The 17,125-nt window shown below is 65.5% G+C and carries 16 protein-coding genes; 5 read left to right on the forward strand and 11 right to left on the reverse strand.

Annotation, left to right across the window (positions count from 1 at the left end; genetic code table 11):
- Window position 1: 1 nt before the first annotated feature.
- Genes ACO07I_RS25980 through ACO07I_RS25990 form a run of 3 tightly spaced genes read right to left on the reverse strand, consistent with a single transcriptional unit; the run spans window position 2 to window position 2,351 of the window.
- Window positions 2-379 (reverse strand): glyoxalase superfamily protein, encoded by a 378-nt coding sequence (locus ACO07I_RS25980; protein WP_422012611.1) that lies wholly within the window; start codon window positions 377-379, stop codon window positions 2-4.
- On the reverse strand, window positions 376-1,368 hold the full coding sequence (locus ACO07I_RS25985; RefSeq protein WP_422012613.1) for an isopenicillin N synthase family dioxygenase: 993 nt from the start codon (window positions 1,366-1,368) through the stop codon (window positions 376-378). Before ACO07I_RS25985 ends, ACO07I_RS25980 begins: the two co-directional genes overlap by 4 nt.
- Window positions 1,365-2,351 (reverse strand): isopenicillin N synthase family dioxygenase, encoded by a 987-nt coding sequence (locus tag ACO07I_RS25990; protein ID WP_422012615.1) that lies wholly within the window; start codon window positions 2,349-2,351, stop codon window positions 1,365-1,367. Before ACO07I_RS25990 ends, ACO07I_RS25985 begins: the two co-directional genes overlap by 4 nt.
- Window positions 2,352-2,441: 90 nt before the next feature.
- Between ACO07I_RS25990 and ACO07I_RS25995 the strand changes: the two genes are divergently transcribed.
- The gene (locus ACO07I_RS25995) at window positions 2,442-2,873 is read left to right on the forward strand and encodes a DUF1772 domain-containing protein (RefSeq protein ID WP_422012617.1); all 432 of its coding nucleotides are present in this window, start codon (window positions 2,442-2,444) and stop codon (window positions 2,871-2,873) included.
- 117 nt (window positions 2,874-2,990) lie between these two features.
- Here ACO07I_RS25995 and ACO07I_RS26000 read toward each other — a convergent pair whose 3' ends face one another.
- Entirely contained in the window at window positions 2,991-4,637 is a 1,647-nt protein-coding gene (locus ACO07I_RS26000) for a 3-(methylthio)propionyl-CoA ligase (protein WP_422012619.1), read from the reverse strand.
- A gap of 83 nt (window positions 4,638-4,720) precedes the next feature.
- Between ACO07I_RS26000 and ACO07I_RS26005 the strand changes: the two genes are divergently transcribed.
- Genes ACO07I_RS26005 through ACO07I_RS26015 form a run of 3 tightly spaced genes read left to right on the forward strand, consistent with a single transcriptional unit; the run spans window position 4,721 to window position 8,812 of the window.
- Complete coding sequence (locus tag ACO07I_RS26005; protein WP_422012621.1) at window positions 4,721-6,739, forward strand: mechanosensitive ion channel family protein; 2,019 nt, start codon at window positions 4,721-4,723, stop codon at window positions 6,737-6,739.
- Between the two features lie 19 nt (window positions 6,740-6,758).
- On the forward strand, window positions 6,759-7,709 hold the full coding sequence (locus ACO07I_RS26010) for an aldo/keto reductase (RefSeq protein ID WP_422012623.1): 951 nt from the start codon (window positions 6,759-6,761) through the stop codon (window positions 7,707-7,709).
- Window positions 7,710-7,738: 29 nt separating this feature from the next.
- Entirely contained in the window at window positions 7,739-8,812 is a 1,074-nt protein-coding gene (locus ACO07I_RS26015; RefSeq protein WP_422012625.1) for a rhodanese-like domain-containing protein, read from the forward strand.
- A gap of 227 nt (window positions 8,813-9,039) precedes the next feature.
- Here the strand turns inward: ACO07I_RS26015 and ACO07I_RS26020 are convergent, their stop codons facing one another.
- The 3 genes from ACO07I_RS26020 to ACO07I_RS26030 form a co-directional block, all read right to left on the reverse strand.
- Window positions 9,040-9,855, reverse strand: a complete 816-nt coding sequence (locus ACO07I_RS26020) for an NAD-dependent epimerase/dehydratase family protein (RefSeq protein WP_422012627.1) — start codon at window positions 9,853-9,855, stop codon at window positions 9,040-9,042.
- Window positions 9,852-10,307: a MarR family winged helix-turn-helix transcriptional regulator gene (locus ACO07I_RS26025; RefSeq protein WP_422012629.1), complete on the reverse strand. Its 456-nt coding sequence runs from the start codon at window positions 10,305-10,307 to the stop codon at window positions 9,852-9,854. Before ACO07I_RS26025 ends, ACO07I_RS26020 begins: the two co-directional genes overlap by 4 nt.
- 83 nt (window positions 10,308-10,390) lie before the next feature.
- Entirely contained in the window at window positions 10,391-10,996 is a 606-nt protein-coding gene (locus ACO07I_RS26030; protein WP_422012631.1) for a TetR/AcrR family transcriptional regulator, read from the reverse strand.
- A 72-nt stretch (window positions 10,997-11,068) separates the two neighbouring features.
- On the opposite strand from ACO07I_RS26030, the gene ACO07I_RS26035 reads away from it, so the two are divergent.
- Window positions 11,069-11,983 (forward strand): SDR family oxidoreductase, encoded by a 915-nt coding sequence (locus ACO07I_RS26035; RefSeq protein WP_422012633.1) that lies wholly within the window; start codon window positions 11,069-11,071, stop codon window positions 11,981-11,983.
- Between the two features lie 107 nt (window positions 11,984-12,090).
- Here the strand turns inward: ACO07I_RS26035 and ACO07I_RS26040 are convergent, their stop codons facing one another.
- The 4 genes from ACO07I_RS26040 to ACO07I_RS26055 are packed head-to-tail and all read right to left on the reverse strand — an operon-like array spanning window position 12,091 to window position 17,124.
- Window positions 12,091-12,960, reverse strand: a complete 870-nt coding sequence (locus ACO07I_RS26040; protein WP_422012635.1) for an amidohydrolase family protein — start codon at window positions 12,958-12,960, stop codon at window positions 12,091-12,093.
- Window positions 12,957-14,213, reverse strand: coding sequence for an MFS transporter (locus tag ACO07I_RS26045; protein WP_422012637.1), 1,257 nt, complete (start codon window positions 14,211-14,213; stop codon window positions 12,957-12,959). The genes ACO07I_RS26040 and ACO07I_RS26045 overlap by 4 nt, the downstream gene beginning before the upstream one ends.
- Before the next feature lie 35 nt (window positions 14,214-14,248).
- Complete coding sequence (locus ACO07I_RS26050) at window positions 14,249-15,520, reverse strand: MFS transporter (protein WP_422012639.1); 1,272 nt, start codon at window positions 15,518-15,520, stop codon at window positions 14,249-14,251.
- A gap of 23 nt (window positions 15,521-15,543) precedes the next feature.
- Window positions 15,544-17,124 carry an ABC transporter substrate-binding protein gene (locus tag ACO07I_RS26055; RefSeq protein WP_422012641.1) on the reverse strand — a complete coding sequence of 527 codons (1,581 nt, stop codon included), beginning with the start codon at window positions 17,122-17,124 and terminating at the stop codon, window positions 15,544-15,546.
- Window position 17,125: the final 1 nt, after the last annotated feature.

A 17,125-nucleotide genomic window follows, 5' to 3' on the forward strand; every position in this document is an offset into this window, starting at 1 on the left:
TCTATTCGTTCGGTTCGCTGAAGGTAAGCCTGTTGGCGAATGGATCGCCGACGGTGACCGTGCGTGCGCCCCAGGGCTGGTTCTCGAGACCGGGCCGGGCGAAGCGGTACTTCTTTTCCGTGAGTTCGCGATGCAAGGCGGCGATGCCCTTGGTCTGGATCGTGATGTGAGACCCTGGCGCGCCGTCGCCGTGATGCTCACTGAGGTGAATGACGACGCCGGCGCGGGAGATCTGCGCATAGAGCGGCGCATTGTCGTCGAAGCGGTGCTCCCAGTCCCAGGTGAAGCCGAGGAAGTCGACGTAGAATTCCTTCGCCTTGGCCACGTCGAAGATGCGCAGGATTGGGACGATGGGTCCCAGTGCGATCGCATCGCTCATTCGGCGGCCTTCGCGTCGGAGTTCAGCAGGTCGTAGGTCCGCTTCTGATATTCGACCATGTAGTCGGTGTACCAGGTCGTCGCATACTTAGGCGGCCTGTCGGGGCCGACGGTGGTCGGCACGGCGGCGATCGGCCAGTCGATGGTGTTGTCGCAGAAGAACGCCAGCGCATAGCGCTCGCCACCGCTGCGATTGACGGCGCGGTGCGGCGTGGCGAGGCAGACATCGTTGGTCCAGCGCTGCAGCAACTGTCCACCATTCACGAGATAGGCGTCGGGCAGGACAGGCGCCTCGATCCAGTGCCCGTCGCGGCTGCGGATCGACAGGCCGGACACGTCGTTGGGTGCCAACAGGGTGAGGAAGCTCGTGTCGGTGTGGGGCGCAATACCGAATTCGTCGTCGGCGAGGGCCGGCTGATTGGGATAGTGCGTCATGCGCAGCTTGTACTGCGGCTCGGTGAAGGGCGCGTCGAAGTATGTCGGGGGCAGGCAGAGGGCGCGGGCATAGAGCGGCATCAGCCTGCGGACCAGCCGCTCAAGCGTGTCGCAATAGGCGACGACGGCCTCGCGAAAGCCCGGCAGGTCCGACGGCCACCGGTTGGCGCTGCGGAAGCGCCGGTCGGCCACGACGTCGGGATGGTCGGCGGGAAGATCGCGCGCGACGAAGAAGGCTTCGTTGAGATTGGGCTTGGTGACGGTCTGGACCGTGGAAGTGCGCAGCGTATCGCCCCGCATCGGCAGGTAGCCGACATTGTGCTTGTCGATCCTGACGTCCATCTTGCGGTCCAGCGGCAGGGCATGAAACCGTGCGGCCTGATCGAAAGTGTTGCGGATCAGATCCGACGGCACGCCGTGATTGACCACGAAATAGAAACCGATTTCGGTCAGCGCCGCGTGCAGCTCCCGGGAGGCGCGCTCGATCGCGCCGGGTTCGCCCGCCAGACAGGGGCCGAGATCGATGACCGGGATGGCGTCGGCGCGCGGGCTCATTCGGCGGCCTGCTGGGCCTCCGTGTTGAGCACGTCGTAGTTCCGCTTGAGATACCAGGTCATGTAGTCGCTGTACCAGGTCGTGGGATATTTCGGCGGCTTGTCGGGACCGACCGTGGTCGGCACGGCGGCGACCGGCCAGTCGATGCCGCTGTCGCAGAAGAAGGGCAGGGCATAGCGTGCGCCGGCCGTCTTGTTGATGGCGCGGTGCGGCGTCGCCAGGAACAGGTCGTTAGTGTAGCGCTGCAGCATCTGGCCGCCGTTCACGACATAGGCATCGTCGATCGCCGGCATGTCGATCCAGGTGCCGCTCTGGCTGCGGATCGACAGACCCTGCACCTCGTTGGGCGCGAGCAGGGTGAGGAAGCTGGTGTCGGTATGCGGCGCCAGGCCGAACTCGTCGTCCACGGGACCGTCCTGCGGCGGATAATGCGTCATGCGCATCGAGAACATCGGCTCGGAGAAGGCCGTGTCGAAATAGTTGGCCGGCAGGTCCAGGGCGCGGGCGTAGAGCCTCACCATCTTCTGCACCAGCCGCTCCATCTCGTTGCAGTAGTCGACGACGGTGTCGCGGAAGCCGGGCAGGTCGGGCCAGCGGTTGAGGCCGCGGAAGCGGCGGCCCGACAGCACATCGGGATGATCGGGCGCCATCTCGCGCTTCACGAAGAAGGCCTCGTTGAGGTTGGCCTTGGTGCCGGCCTGGACGGTCGAGGTGCGCAGCGTGTTGCCGCGCATCGGCAGGTAGCCGGTATTGTGCTGGTCGAGCTTGAGCTCGAGCTTCTTCTCCACCGGCTGGTCGTGGAAGCGCTTCACCTCGGCGAACATGGCGGCGATCTTCTCGCGCGCGATGCCGTGGTTCACGATGAAGTAGAAGCCGATTTCGGTGAGGGCAAACCGCAGCTCCTGGGCGGTGCGGTCCATCGCACCCGGCTCGCCCGCGAGGTAGGGGCCGAGATCGATGACGGGAATCGTTTCGGTGGCCACGGTCTGCTCCTCCTCGGGCTCCCTATTTTGCCCGCATCGGACGATAATGCGCCCAGGTCGCTGCGGTCCAGCGCGCACGAGAGGAAAGTCATGATCTTCGGAATTCTGGCCCTGGTGACGGCGTCGCTCTTCGCCGGCGCGGCCTTCTACGTGAGCTTCGCCGAGCATCCGGCCCGGTCCGAGCTCGAGGATCGCGCGCAGCTCCAGCAATGGAAGCTGTCCTATCGGCGTGGGGCGGTCATGCAAGGCACGCTCGCGGCCCTGGGCTTCGTGCTGGGGCTTGCGGCCTGGTGGCAGACTCGCGACGAACTGTGGATCGTCGGGGCGATCCTGATGGGCTCGAACTGGGCCTACACGGCGCTGATGATAATGCCCGTCAACACCGAGCTGAAGGCGATCGACCTCGACGATGCCGGCGAAGACAGCCACACGCTGCTGCGCCGCTGGGGCAAGCTGCACGTCAAGCGGACGATGCTCGGCGTGGGCGCGACCTTGCTCTTTCTTTGGGCGGCGTTGAGCTGAGATTCAGCGCAAGCATGACTGATCATGTCATCCTGAGCGAAGCGAAGGACCTCGCGCGCGCCGGGGAGTTCCTCGGTCGTTACGGCAGGTCCTTCGCTGCGCTCGGGACGACATGCGTTACGCCGTCGGCAGCTTGTAGTCCTTGAAGTCCTCGCGCAGGCGGGTCTTCAGGATCTTGCCGGTGGCGGTGTGCGGGATCGCGTCGACGAACTGCACGTCGTCGGGCAGCCACCATTTGGCGACCTTGGTCGCCAGGAACTCGACCAGCTCCTGCTTGTCGATCTCGGTGTCGGGCTTCCTGTGCACGATCAGCAGCGGTCGCTCGTCCCATTTCGGGTGGGCGACGCCGATCACGGCGGCCTCAGCGACAGCGGGATGGGCCATGGCGGCGTTCTCGAGGTCGATCGAGCTGATCCACTCGCCGCCGGACTTGATGACGTCCTTGGAGCGGTCGGTGATCTGCATGTAGCCGTCGGGATCGATGGTGGCGACGTCGCCCGTGGCGAACCAGCCGCCGCCCTTTCCTTCGATGGGCCGCAGCACTTCGCCGCCTTCGCCCTTGAAGTAGCCGGAGGTGATCCAGGGACCGCGCACCAGCAGGTCGCCGAACGCCTTGCCGTCGCGCGGCAATTCGTTGCCGGCATCGTCGACGATCATCATCTCGACGCCGTAGGGCGGCCGGCCCTGCTTCAGCCGTACCTGCAGCAGGTCCTCTGGCGAGAAGTCGAGGTGCTTCTCCTTGGGGTGGTTGACCGTACCCAGCGGGCTCATCTCGCTCATGCCCCAGGCATGCAGCACCTCGACGCCGAATTCCTTGTCGAAGGCCTCGATCATGGCGGGCGGGGCGGCCGAGCCGCCGATCACGGCGTACTTGACGGTCGACAGCGTGAGCTTGTTGGCCTTCATGTGGTTCAGCAGGGCGAGCCATACGGTCGGCACGCCGGCCGTGAAGGTGACGCGCTCCTTCTCGAACAGCTCGTGCAGGCTGGCGCCGTCGAGGGCGACGCCGGGGAAGACGAGCTTGGCGCCCACGAGCGCGGCCGAGTAGGGCAGGCCCCAGGCATTGACGTGGAACATCGGCACCACGGGCAGCACCACCGAGCGCGCCGAGAGGTTCAGCGTGTCGGGCAGGGCCGCGCCGTAGGCGTGCAGGATGGTCGAGCGATGATGATAGAGCACTCCCTTGGGATTGCCCGTCGTGCCCGACGTGTAGCAGAGGGACGAGGCCGTACGCTCATCGAACTCCGGCCATTCGTAGGTGCCGGGCTTGTCAGCGATCAGCTCTTCGTAGACCAGCAGGTTGGGGATGTTGCAGTCCTTGGGCAGGTGCTCGCGGTCGGTCATTGCCACGACATGGCGCACGCCCTTCATCTGCGGCAGCAGCTTTTCGACCGCCGGCAGCAGGTTGAGGTCGACGAAGAGAAGCTGATCCTCGGCGTGGTTGACGATGTAGACGATCTGCTCGGGGAAGAGGCGCGGGTTGATCGTGTGGCAGACCGCGCCCATGCCGGAGATGCCGTAGTAGAGCTCGAAATGGCGGTAGCCGTTCCAGGCCAGCGTCCCGATCCGGTCGCCGACCTTGATGCCGAGGGCGAGCAGGGCCTCGGCGACCTTCTTCGCGCGCTTGTTCGCATCGCGGTAGGTGTAGCGGTGGATCGGGCCTTCGACGGTGCGGGAGACGATCTCGGTGTCGCCGTGATTGAGGGCGGCGTGCTCGATGAGCTGCGAAATCAGAAGCGGGCGATCCTGCATGAGTCCGAGCATCGGGGCGTCTCTCCTGTGGTGTCGTCTGGCGGCTGGGCGCCAATTGTCTTAGGTTCGGAAAGACATCCTTTGGGGGAAAATCGATGAAACGGTCAAGCTGTGGCGGCGCCCTCGCGATCGGTGCACTCGCCGCCGCCTGGTCGTTTCCGGGGGCGGCCCAGACGGTGACGGGCGGCCACACAGCCGCGGCCGGCTTCCTCCTGCTGCTGACCGAGCGCTTCGAATTCACGGTCGCGCAACTTCCCGCACTCGGTGCGCATCTCCTGAGCCTGCCGCAGGCAATTGGTGGCAGCACGGCACTGCTTCTGGCCGGAATCGTCGTGGCCGGCCTCGCGGCCGAGGCTCTCGCGCGCCAGATCCTGAGTCGCGCGCGCGTTCGTGCCTTCGACGAGCTGGCCAGCAAGACGCCGCTGCGCGCCTTCTTCCGCGCGCTCCTGCTCGACGTGCTGGCCCTGGTGGCGCTGGCCGTTGCGGGCCGGCTGGTGCTGGGCCAACTCGGCCCGTCCGACAGCCTCGGTTCCAGGCTCGGCCAGATGGTGCTCCATGCACTCGTCTACTGGCGCGGCTTCAACCTGGTGTTCCGCGCCTTCCTGCGCCCGCACCTGGCCGAGGGCCGCATCGCCCCGGTGGATGACGCCACGGCGCGCCGCCTGCTGGTCGCGCTGGACCTCGTCATTCTGCTGCCGTTGCTGGGCAGTCTCGCGGCGCGTGCTCTCGATGGGACGGGGGCAAACCGAGAAATGACGAGTGCCGCCATCATTCTCTACGTACCGCTCGTTTCTGTGCTGCTGCTTACCATCGTCTGGCGCTGGCGGTTCGATATGGCGGCCTGGCTGACGGCTATGGTGCCGCCGACCGGCTTCACCCGCCAGCTCAAGCTCGATGCAGCCCGCAACTGGTGGATGGGCGGCCTCTTCTTCTATGCGGTCCTGGGCCTCGCCTCGGTGTATGCGGCGCTGACGGAGAGCGGCACCGCCGCGCGCGGCATGACGACGATCGAATCGGCCCTGATCGCGCTGCTGCTGTTCGAGACGCTGATGCACCGCATCACCCGCCACATCGTCTCCGAGTTGCCGATGGCGGGCGACGTGGTGGCCGACTGCGTGCGGCTGCTGGTGCGTCTCTATGCGGCGATCCTGATCGCCGAGGCGCTGATGGTCCAGGTGCTTGCCGCGGCCACGGCCGACGAATGGGTCGCGCACGATCGCGGGGCCAAGATGGCGGCAATCACCGCGGTGGCAATCTATGCCGGCTGGCGGTTCCTGAAGTACCGCATGGACTCCTACATCGCCGCCAATCCGCTGCCCTCGGCCGACGTTTCGGGGGATTCGGAGGAGGAAGTCGAGGTGGCGGCCTCCCGGCTGCGCACCCTGATGCCGCTGCTGCGCGTCGTTGCGGGCGCCACCATTGCCATCATTGGCGGCCTGCTGGTCCTGGCGGAGCTCGGCGTCAACATCACACCGCTGATCGCCGGCGCGTCCGTGCTCGGCCTCGCCGTCTCCTTCGGCAGCCAGTCGCTGGTGCGGGACATCGTGTCGGGCGTCTTCTTCCTCGCCGAGGATTCATTCCGCATCGGCGAGTATGTGGATTGCAGCAAGGGCAAGGGCACGGTCGAGGGATTCAGCGTCCGCTCACTGAAACTGCGCCATCAGAACGGTCAGCTCAACATCGTGCCGTTCGGTCAGATCGCCCACATCACCAACTTCAGCCGGGACTGGACGGTGGTGAAGTTCAACATCGCCTTCGCCAACGGCACCGACATCGAATTGCTCCGCAAGACCGTGAAGAAGATCGGCCTCGCGATGATGGAGGAGCCCGCCTACAAGCCGATCCTGCTCGATCCGCCCAAGATGCAGGGCGTCGTCGACATCAAGGACAATTCGGTGATCGTGCGCTTCAAGTTCATGGCACGCCCGAAGAACCCTACCGTGGTCCAGCGTATTGTGATCCGGCGAATGTACGAGCAGTTCCCGGCGCTCGGCATCCAGTTCGCGTCCGGCAATACCTATCCGTTCCCGATCCCCGCCACCCCCACCGTCCCGCCGGTCGCCGAGGCGAAGGCCGAGACGTCCGTCGCCGCGCCACCCAAGGCCGCCGAATAGTTCTCCAGAGGAGTCACACATGCAGAAGCGCAAACTCGGCAAGTCCGACCTCGAATTCGTTCCCATCGCCTTCGGCGGCAACGTCTTCGGCTGGACGGCCGACGAAGCGACGTCGCACAAGCTGCTCGATGCCTTCGTCGACCATGGATTCTCCTTCGTCGACACCGCCGACGTCTATTCGCGCTGGTTCCCGGGCAACAAGGGCGGCGAGAGCGAGACGGTGATCGGCAGCTGGCTGAAGCAGGATCCGTCGAAGCGCGACAAGATCGTGCTGGCGACCAAGTGCGGCATGGGCCTGCCGAGCGGCGCCCTTTCGGCCAAGAACATCAAGGAGTCGGTCGAGGCGTCGCTGAAGCGCCTGAACACGGACCGCATCGACCTCTTCCAGTCACACAAGGACGACAAGGACACGCCGCAGGAAGAGACGCTCGCGACCTACGGCGAGCTGGTGAAGGCGGGCAAGATCCGGTTCATCGGCGCCTCCAACTTCGACGCGCCGCGCCTCGCCGAGGCTGCGAAGATCTCGAAGGAGAAGGGCCTGCCGCGCTACGAAAGCCTGCAGCCGCATTATAACCTCATGGAGCGCGGCCTGTTCGAGGGCGCGCTGGAGGACGAGTGCCTGAAGCAGGGGATCGGCGTGATCCCCTATTATTCGCTGGCCAGCGGCTTCCTGACGGGCAAGTACCGGTCCGAGGCCGATGTCGGCAATGCCCAGCGCGGCGCCGGCGTGAAGAAGTACATCAATCCCAAGGGCATGGCCGTCCTGAAGGCGCTCGACGATGCCGCCGAAAAGAATGGGGCCACGCTGGCACAGGTGGCACTCGCCTGGCTGCTGCAGCGCAAGGCGATCACCGCGCCGATCGTGAGCGCGACCAGCCTGAAGCAGCTCGACGACGTGCTCAATTCGACGACCCTGGAACTCGATCCCGAGTCGGTCGCCGCCCTCGACAAGGCCAGCGCACCAGCCTGACAAAGGCCAGCCCGACAAAGGAGAGGCCGATGCTCGTCTTCCGCCAGCTCTTCGACCCGACCTCGTCGACCTACACCTACCTGCTCGGCTGCAGCGTCTCGAAAGAGGCGCTGCTGATCGACCCGGTGTTCGAGCAGGCGCGGCGCGATGCGGCGTTGATCGGCGAACTCGGCCTCACGCTCGCCTGGACGCTCGATACCCACGTCCATGCCGACCATGTCACCGGCGCCTGGCTGCTGAAGCAGCGGCTGGGCAGCCGCATCGCGCTGTCGGCCGCGTCGGGCGCGGCGGGCGCCGACCGGCTGCTGCAGGACGGCGACCGGATCGAGTTCGGCCGCCGTTCGCTCGAGGTCCGCGCCACGCCCGGCCACACCTCCGGCTGCGTCACCTACGTGCTCGACGATGAGAGCATGGCCTTTACCGGGGACTGCCTGCTGATCCGCGGCTCGGGCCGCACCGACTTCCAGCAGGGCGATCCGCGCGCCCTCTATCGATCCGTCCGCTCGCGCATCTTCGCGCTGCCCGAGAGCTGCCTTCTCTATCCCGCGCACGACTATCGCGGCCTCACGGTCAGCAGTGTGATCGAGGAGAAACGGTTCAATCCCCGGCTGGGTGGCGAGGTCGGCGAGAACGACTATGTCGGCTACATGAAGAACCTCGACCTGCCGCATCCGAAGAAGATCGACGAGGCGGTGCCGGCCAACCTGCGCTGCGGCCAGCCCGGGAACGGGACCCAGCCACCCGCAGAACCCGGCTGGGCGCCCCTGCGCTTCACCTTCGGCGGCGTCTGGGAGGTTGAACCGCATTGGCTCGAGGAGAATCTGGCCCAGGTGAACGTCGTCGACGTGCGCGAACCGGCCGAGTTCTCGGGCCCGCTCGGCCACATCCGCGGCGCGACGCTCGTACCCCTGGGTGAGCTGGCGGCCCGCGCCAAGGAATTGCCGAAGGACAAGCCGATCGTCGCCGTTTGCCGCGCCGGCAGCCGCTCCGCGCACGCTACCGCGATCCTGCAGAAAGCGGGCCTCGCCGACGTCGCCAACCTCCCCGGCGGCATGCTCCGCTGGCGCGCCGAAGGCCGTGCGGTCGAGGCCGGAATGGCTTAGGGCTCAGTGGGGAGGCGTTCCGGCACGTTGCCGAACGCCCGCCCAAGCGGCGTCCACGGCTTCGAAACCAAGCAGATCCGTGATGCCGTCCTTTCGCGCCGGATCACTTTTTGCGACCGATGTTTTGGCCAAATTGAGACTTTCTCGAAGCCTGCGCTCCGATGCTTCTAAAACCGCGAGACATCCAAGCCAAACGGACATTGCGCTGGGTGACATCCCCTATGGTCCTACAGAATTTGCTCCTGCATTGCCTGGTAGACCGTCCTCACGCTCGGTCGAAAGCCGAGGCTACGCGCAAGCGAACCGTCGACATGGAGATGCCAAGGGTTCGGCATGGCATCGGCTGATGGCTTCATTTCCGCGCCAACAAGCCCGATCAGTTCATAGATCGTCGTAGGCGCCTCGTCGGATATGTTGACGATTCGTCCGTCGAATTCCCCCGCCAGGGCCAGCTTCATTGCCGTGGCTATATCGCGATGGTGGATCGTGCTCATCCGATGGGCGGGATGAAAACCGAGCGCCTCCAGGTGCCGGGGCAGCATCTCCAGGTGTCCGTCTCCGTCGCCGTAGACGAACGGGAATCGAAGGATCGACCAGTTCAAGCCGCTGTCACGCAGCAGCTTCTCGGCCGCGACCTTGCTGGCCGGATATGCCTGTTCCGGTTCGACGCTGTCGCTCTCCCGGGCCGGCCGCGGAGAGTGCTTGTCATAGACGTTGGAGGTACTCGCCATGATGAACCGGGCGTCGGGCGCGCAAGTCTGGGCGATGGCGAGAAGGCGGCGTGTACCCTCCAAATTGCTTCTCCAGATCAGGTCGGCATCCTGCGTGCGGAATACCGCTGCGAGATGAATGATCGCTGAGACGCCGGAAACCGCCTCCACCAGTGATGCCGAATCGAACAAATCTCCTTCCATCGCCGCGACGCCCGCAGGGCCTTGCTTGCCCGGGCGTATAAGGGCACGGCACTCTTCACCCATCTCGACAAGACGCGGCAGCAGGCGCTCACCGACCAGCCCGGTTGCTCCGGTCACGAGGATCGTCATCGTAGGTTTCCTTTCAGTCGCTGATGCAGGCGTTCGGTCGCGGTCCTCAACACCCGCACAGTGGTCTGAATGTCGGCGTTGGAAAGGTCACCGAAAGCCACGTCCCGAATGCCGCCGAGGTCGGGTAGTTTGCCCCACAAGGTCTTTCCCGCTCGCGTCAGGAGAAGCAGTTTTTGGCGCTGGTCGACTTCATCGGGAACTTGTTCGACCAGGCCCTTCCTAACAAGCGCAGCGATGATGATACTCATCGTCGCGCGTTCGACCTGGAGCAGTCTCACCAGGTCGCGCTGCATTGTCGGGCCGACCGTCGCCAGTTGATGCAGAACATACCATTGTGTCGCGCCGAGGCCGTGCGGTCGCAACATTTCTTCCATCAGTGCGCGCCCAGCGAGGTAGCAGCGTTTCGCCCACACGCCCACCGAGCCGACTTCACGATCAAAATCGTTAGCCATCTAACAATTATGTTAGCAGACTAGCAATTCGTCAAGGGGGATCGTGTGCCCATTCCCCAGTGCGTGGCGAAAGCTCGATATTGCTATCGGATCTCGCCGGCCAGTGCTGCGAATGCCTCACGCAGCAATTGCTCAAACGATCGTTGGCCGTTTTCGCGGCTCAACGCATCGGCCGACAGGCGCAGTGCGCCGATCGACATCATGGCAACAAGCCGCAGGCTCAAATCCTGCTCAGGCGCAGGCCATTTCCGGCGCAAGGCGGCGTACAGAGCGGTTTCGTGCTCGACATAGCTAGCCAGCTTGCGCGCCTGAACCGCGGGACTTGCGCGCATCAGCCGGTCGATCGCCATCATCTCATCGGCAGGGATTGCGCCGCAGATCTCCAGAACAGCATCGCGAATGGCATCCAGCGGCGGCTTGTCGATCGGCTGGTTCTCCAGCGCCTGCAGGATCATGGCGCCCATTCCACTTTGCAGCGACAGCAAGATCTCGTCCTTTGATTTGAAGTAATAAAAGAACGTGCGCCTGGAGATGCCCGCTGCATGGGCGATTTCGTCGAGCGTTGTCGCGTCATAGCCGTGCGCGAGGAAGAGGCGGATGCCGACATCCGTGATCCGCGCCAGCGTTTCGCGGCGCTTCCGTTCACGCCTGCCCTCACGAATGGATGAAATCTTGCCGTCGCTGGTCATGACTGATTGATAATTACACTGAGTGCGAATATGTAATACTACACTCAGTGCGATATACGGGGAAGGCAAGTCATGACGCAATGGATGGTCGCGGACATGCCGCCGCAGACGGGACGAATTGCTGTCGTCACCGGCACTGGCGGGCTGGCCTACGAAGACGCGCTGGCCTTGGCGCGTGCGGGTGCGGAGGTTGTCGTCGCCGGCCGCAATCCAGGCAAGGGAGCGGATGCAGTTGCGCGTATCCGCGCCATGGCGCGAAAGGCGCAGGTACAATTCGAGGAATTGGACTTGGCAAGCCTTGCCTCGATCTCGGCGTTTGCCGAGCGGATGGCGACGCGACACGACCGGATCGACCTGCTCATCAACAATGCAGGCGTGATGGTGCCGCCGCAGCGACAGCAGACGGCGGACGGTTTCGAGCTCCAGTTCGGCACGAACTATCTCGGTCACTTCGCGTTGACTGGACGCCTCCTGCCACTGCTGCGGAACGCCGGGGCGGCGCGCGTCGTCTCGATTTCCAGCATCGCCGCGCGGAGTGGAGCAATCGATTTCAATGATCTCAACGCCGAGGCCAGCTACCGGCCGATGGCGGCCTACAGCCAGTCCAAGCTCGCATGCCTGATGTTCGCACTGGAGTTCAAGCGACGAAGCGAGGCCGCCGGGTGGGGCGTTGCCAGTATCGCAGCACATCCCGGGATTGCGCGCACCGATCTGCTGCACAATGCTCCCGGCCGCTGGAGTGCGATGGGGCTGACGCGCTCCTTGCTCTGGTTTCTATTTCAGCCGGTTGCGCAGGGTGCATTGTCGACGCTTTTCGCTGCGACGGCACCCGAAGCCTGCGCCGGCGGCTATTACGGTCCGAACCGGATGGGCGAGACGCGCGGCGCTCCAGCGCTCGCCATGTATCCGCCGCAAGCGCTCGACGAAACAGTTGCGGCCCGACTTTGGAACAGATCGGTCGAGATGACGGGAGTTTCGTTCAGCTGATCGACCTGCGATCTCCGCACGATCATCCATGCGATCCTGTATGGTATTGCCACCGGTGAGGCGGCCGCGAGCAACGACGATTCGCCCGGCTGTGGACAATATGAGTTTCAGAACCCGTAAAGCTTGGACGGCGTGTCGACCAATATGATGCGCCGCGACGCCTCGTCTGGCACCCAGTCCTCGAACGTCCTGAGCGTGATTGGATAGGTCGTGACGCGATTGAGGTCCGTATCCGTGTGCGGCCAGTCGCTGCCCCACATCAGGCGTTCGGGGCCGAAGGCATCGAGCAGCATCGGTGCCGCCATCCGCGCGCGCTCCGGGCCGACGCGATAGGCGCCGCACATCACGACGAAGACGCGGCCGGTGCGGGCGCTCTCCAGCAATACCTTGAAGCCCGGATCGCGCGCGGGCCCCAGGGTGCGGTCGAACAGGCCATAGTGCGGGATCACCACCTTGTGGCCACCGTCGAGCAGGAACGGAAGTATTTCGGGCAGGCGCTTGCTCTCGACGTATAGATGGATCGGCCAGTCCCGCTTCAACGCCTCGCCCAGCATCTCGTGATAGGCGGACCATTGCGGGGTCGGCAGGCCGAAGATCGGGAAGCGCAGGCCGCGCACGCCGATCCGCGCCATTTCCTCCCAGTCCTCGGGGCGCGTCTCGACCGAGGGCGAGATCCACGGCACGCCGCGGAAGCGATGCGGCGCGGCCTTGAGTGCATCGAACAGATAGGAATTGTCGTAGCCCAGGAACGACGGCTGCAGCAGCACCGTGCGGCCGACACCATTGGCCTCTGCCAGTGCCTGCAGGGTCTGCCACGAGGCGTCGTAGGTCGGCGCATAGCGCGCATCGACGGCGAGCTTCAGCCCGCGCACGAAGGCGTGGGCGTGCGCATCGATCCACGGTGGCAGGGCCGCCCAGGCCGGGAGCGTCGCTGCCGCCAGCGCCACGGGCGCCAGCGCGCGACGGGTGATCTTCACGGCGGCAGCGTCGCGTCGCGCGACGTCTCGCGGAAGGTGAGGAGGGTGGCGATGGAGATGGCGGCGGCGCCCATGAACAGCCAGGCCGGGCTCAGGTCCATCTCCGTGCGGGCGATCAGCCAGGCGGCGGTGAGGGGCGTCAGCCCGCCGATCACGCCGAAGGCGATGTTGTAGCCCAGCGAGATGGCGGTGCAGCGGACACGGCCCGCCACCGCCTCGGTCAGGAGGGAGGGGATGATGCCGAGGCCCATACCGGCCGGCACCACCAGAGCCAGCTGTCCCACCAGGATCAGCCTTGGATCGGGATGATGCATCAGCCAGAGGAGCGGCAGCGCGCCGACGAAGCCCAGGCCCATGGCGGCGAACATCAATGGTCGGCGGCCCAGCCGGTCCGACAGCCAGCCGGACACGAGCATCACCGGGAGCAGGAAGACCATGCTGACGGTGTTGATCTCCAGGGCGCGCGCTGGGGCGATGCCATCGACCGTCTGAAGCCAGGTCACCACGTAGAGGAACATCAGGTAGAAGCCGACGGCGTTGAAGACCGTGATGCCGGCCACGCGCATCACGGCGCGGCCATGATGACGTAAGGTCTCGATCAGCGGCGACCCGTGGCCCGACTTGGGCGGCGCCTCCTCGACGATGACCTGGCGGATCCACCAGCCGGCGACGCCGAGTAGCAGGCCGAGCAGGAACGGCACGCGCCAGCCCCAGCTCGCCAGTGCTTCCGGTGGCAGGAGAGCGGCGAAGGCCGCACCGATTCCCGAGCCCAGGAGGAAGCCTCCGGTGGCGGCCAGCGAGCAGAAGCTGCCGACGAGGCCACGGCGACCGGGCGGGGCCTGCTCGACCAGGAAGACCATCGAGGTGGTGGCCTCGCCGCCGACCGAAAGGCCTTGGATCATGCGCAGCAGCGTGAGCAGAATGGGCGCCGCCATACCGAGCGTCTCGTAGCCCGGCAGCAGGCCCACGAGGAAGGTCGGGAGCGCCATGGCGGCAATCGAGAAGGTGAGGGCGGCACGCCGTCCGAGCCGGTCGCCGATATGGCCGACCACAATGCCGCCCAGCGGGCGCATCAGGTAGCCCAGCGCGAAGATGCCGAAGGCGGCCAGGACCTGCGCCACTGGATTTTCGGCGGGGAAGAAGACGCGGCCGATTGTGGCGGCGAAATAGCCGTAGACCGCGAAATCGTACCACTCGAGCAGGTTGCCGATGGTGCCGGCCGCAACGATGCGGCGAGTGCTGGTAGGGTTCATCTCGCCCGACTATGCCACGAGACGAGCGGCAGGCATTACTTCTTCGACGCGTCCGCGGGCTGATCGTCGGGCATGCCTGTCCTGTCACGAAACGACGCCGTCGCGACCAGGGAAATCGCCGCCGCCCCCATGATGAGGAAGGCGGGGCTGAGGTCGTTCCCGGTTCGGTGGATCAGCCAGGTCGCCGCGAGCGGTGCGAGCCCGCCCAGAATGCCTGCCGGGAGATTGAAGCCCAGTGCCACCGCCGTGCAGCGGATCGGCGCGGGCGTCGCTTCCACCATGAAGGCCGGTTCGATGCCGAAGACGGTGCCGATGATCAGAACGAAGCCCAGTTCGCCGGCGAGGACCAGGAGGGGATCGGCGTGGTGCATGAGCCAGAACAGCGGTACGGCACCCACCAGGGCCGCCGCCATCCCGCCGAGGAGCAGCTTCCGCCGGCCGATCCGGTCGCTCAACCAGCCTGCGCAAAGGTAGATCGGGAGGCCCACAGCCATCGCAATCGAACTGAAGCCCAGGGCGCGCACCGGCGAGACGTCGTCGACGACCTGCAGCCAGCTCACCAGGTAGAGGAAGATGACGAAAAACGTCACGGTGCCCAGCGACCCCATGCACGCCAGGCGCGCCACCAGCCACAGATGGCGGTTGAACACCTCCCGCACGGGGGTTGCCACGATACCGGTGTCCCGGGGCGGCTCGGGCACGCCCCGGCGCAGCCAGAGGCCCATCAACCCGACCGGAAGGCCGAGCAGGAACGGCAGCCTCCAGCCCCAGTCCTGCAGAACCTCCGGTGGCATCACGGCGGTGAGGAGCGCGCCGGATAGAGATCCGAGGAGGAGGCCGGCCGCGTTGCCCCCGGTCGCCATCGCGCCGGCCAGGCCACGCCTGCGCGCGCCCGCATGCTCGATCATGAAGATGAAGGCGGTCGGGCACTCGCCACCGAGCGACAGGCCCTGCACCATGCGCAGGGCCGTCAGAAGCAGAGGCGCCGCCAAGCCCAGGGTCTCGTAGCCGGGCAGGATACCGACGAGGAAGGTCGAGAAGGCCATCGCCGTCATCGAGACGGTGAGCGCGGCGCGCCGGCCGTAGCGGTCGCCGATGCTGCCCGACAGGAGGCTCCCCAGCGGCCGCATCAGGCAGCCGATCGCGAAGACGCCGAAGGTGGAAAGCAGCTGCGCCACCGGATCCTGGTGCGGGAAGAAGGTCTGGCCGATGGTGATCGCGAAATAACCGTAGATCGCGAAATCGAACCATTCGAGAACGTTGCCGATGGCACCGGCGCCGATGATGCGGGTCTTCTCGGAGAACATCGTCGGCCCCGGCCTGATGGGCGTCAGTTGCCCTTCTTCTCGATGTTCCAGAATACCGGAACCGGGCTGGTCACGATACCGCTCAGTCGGTCCGAGCGCGTCGCCGTCGGCAGCGTGTACTGGCCGAGCGGAACGTGCGTCCCGTAGGTGATGGCCCGTGCCTGCAGCTCCGCCGCGATCTTCTTGCGGTTCTCGAGATCGGGTGCCCGCGCGAAGGCATCGCGCAGCCGCTCGACCTCGGCGTCGCAGGGCCAGCCGAAGTTGGCCTTGTCGCACGAGGCGGTGAGCATGCTGTTGGTCAGCGGGTTCATCATGTCGACCGACAGCCAGGCGGTCATGAAGCCGTTCCAGCCGCCATCCTGCGGCGGCGTCTTGCGCAGGCGCCGTGCCACGATGGCCTGGAAGTCGAGCGGCACCATCTGGACCTTGAAGCCGCCCTTTTCGAGCAGGTCCTTGGCGATCGGACCGGCATTGGTCAGCACGGCGATGTCGGTGGTGTGCAGCATCACGATCGGCGTGCCGTCGTAGCCCGCCTCCTTGAGCAGCTCCTTCGACTTGGCGAAGTTGCCGCGCACCAGACCGTCCATGCCGGCGTTGGACTCGAGCGGCGTCCCGCAGACGAACATGGCGTCGCAGGTCTGGTAATACTTGTCGTCGCCGATCACGCCCTGAAGGAAGGCCTTCTGGTCGAAGGCATATTCCGCGGCGCGCCGCACCTTCTCGTTGTCGAAGGGCGGGACGACGGTGTTCCAGCGGAAGACGTACTGGGCGCCGATCGTGTTGTAGACTTCGAGCCTGATGTTCTTGTCGGCCAGAAGCAGCGGCTTCAGGTCGTGCGGCGGCGCCTCGATATAGTCGATCTCGCCGGCCAGCAGCGCGTTCACCGCGGTCTGATGGTCGGGAATGGCGAGCCACTCGACTCGATCGACCTTCGCGACCTTGCCGCCGGCCAGGCCCGACGCGGGCTCAGGGCGCGGCTTGTACTCGGGGTTCTTCACATAGACGGTCTTGTCGCCGGGCTTCCACTCGTCGGCCTTGAAGATGAACGGCCCGGAGCCGATGAATTCGGAAATCTGCTTGGCGGGATCGGTGTCGGCGATGCGCTTGGGCATCATCAGCGGCGTCGAACCGCCCGGCTTGGCCAGCGAATCGATCAACAGCCCGTAGGGTTCCTTCAGCACGATCCTGAACGTCTTGTCGTTCACCGGCTCGAACGACGAGACGAAGCCCAGCATTTTCACGCCCGTCGAATCGCGAGCGCCCCAACGCTTCAGCGAGGCGATGCAGTCCTCCGGCGTGACCGGCTTGCCGTCATGCCATTTCAGCCCGTCGCGCAGCGTGAAGGTGTAGGTGAGCTTGTCGTCGCTCAGGGTCCAGGTGTCGACCATCTGCGGCTGCGGCTGCAGCTTCTCGTCCATCGCGAACAGCGTGTCCCACACCATGTAGCCGTGGTTGCGCACGATGTTGGCGGTCGTCCAGACGGGGTCGAGGACCTTGAGGTCCGAGTGCATCACCGCCTTGATGGTCTTCGTCTGGGCGAAGGCAGGCGAGGCAACGAGAAGGGCGGCGGCGGAGCCGGTCGCCAGCAAGTCACGAAGGCGCATC

It is taken from the genome of Reyranella sp. (genome assembly GCF_965227665.1).
Taxonomy (GTDB): Bacteria; Pseudomonadota; Alphaproteobacteria; order Reyranellales; family Reyranellaceae; genus Reyranella.

Excerpts from the sequence above, each read along its gene's own strand:
- ACO07I_RS25980 (WP_422012611.1), bottom strand. The coding sequence starts at position 379 with ATGAGCGATGCGATCGCACTGGGACCCATCGTCCCAATCCTGCGCATC.
- ACO07I_RS25985 (WP_422012613.1), bottom strand. The coding sequence starts at position 1,368 with ATGAGCCCGCGCGCCGACGCCATCCCGGTCATCGATCTCGGCCCCTGT.
- ACO07I_RS25995 (WP_422012617.1), top strand. The coding sequence starts at position 2,442 with ATGATCTTCGGAATTCTGGCCCTGGTGACGGCGTCGCTCTTCGCCGGC.
- ACO07I_RS26000 (WP_422012619.1), bottom strand. The coding sequence starts at position 4,637 with ATGCTCGGACTCATGCAGGATCGCCCGCTTCTGATTTCGCAGCTCATC.
- ACO07I_RS26005 (WP_422012621.1), top strand. The coding sequence starts at position 4,721 with ATGAAACGGTCAAGCTGTGGCGGCGCCCTCGCGATCGGTGCACTCGCC.
- ACO07I_RS26010 (WP_422012623.1), top strand. The coding sequence starts at position 6,759 with ATGCAGAAGCGCAAACTCGGCAAGTCCGACCTCGAATTCGTTCCCATC.
- ACO07I_RS26015 (WP_422012625.1), top strand. The coding sequence starts at position 7,739 with ATGCTCGTCTTCCGCCAGCTCTTCGACCCGACCTCGTCGACCTACACC.
- ACO07I_RS26020 (WP_422012627.1), bottom strand. The coding sequence starts at position 9,855 with ATGACGATCCTCGTGACCGGAGCAACCGGGCTGGTCGGTGAGCGCCTG.
- ACO07I_RS26025 (WP_422012629.1), bottom strand. The coding sequence starts at position 10,307 with ATGGCTAACGATTTTGATCGTGAAGTCGGCTCGGTGGGCGTGTGGGCG.
- ACO07I_RS26030 (WP_422012631.1), bottom strand. The coding sequence starts at position 10,996 with ATGACCAGCGACGGCAAGATTTCATCCATTCGTGAGGGCAGGCGTGAA.
- ACO07I_RS26035 (WP_422012633.1), top strand. The coding sequence starts at position 11,069 with ATGACGCAATGGATGGTCGCGGACATGCCGCCGCAGACGGGACGAATT.
- ACO07I_RS26045 (WP_422012637.1), bottom strand. The coding sequence starts at position 14,213 with ATGAACCCTACCAGCACTCGCCGCATCGTTGCGGCCGGCACCATCGGC.
- ACO07I_RS26050 (WP_422012639.1), bottom strand. The coding sequence starts at position 15,520 with ATGTTCTCCGAGAAGACCCGCATCATCGGCGCCGGTGCCATCGGCAAC.
- ACO07I_RS26055 (WP_422012641.1), bottom strand. The coding sequence starts at position 17,124 with ATGCGCCTTCGTGACTTGCTGGCGACCGGCTCCGCCGCCGCCCTTCTC.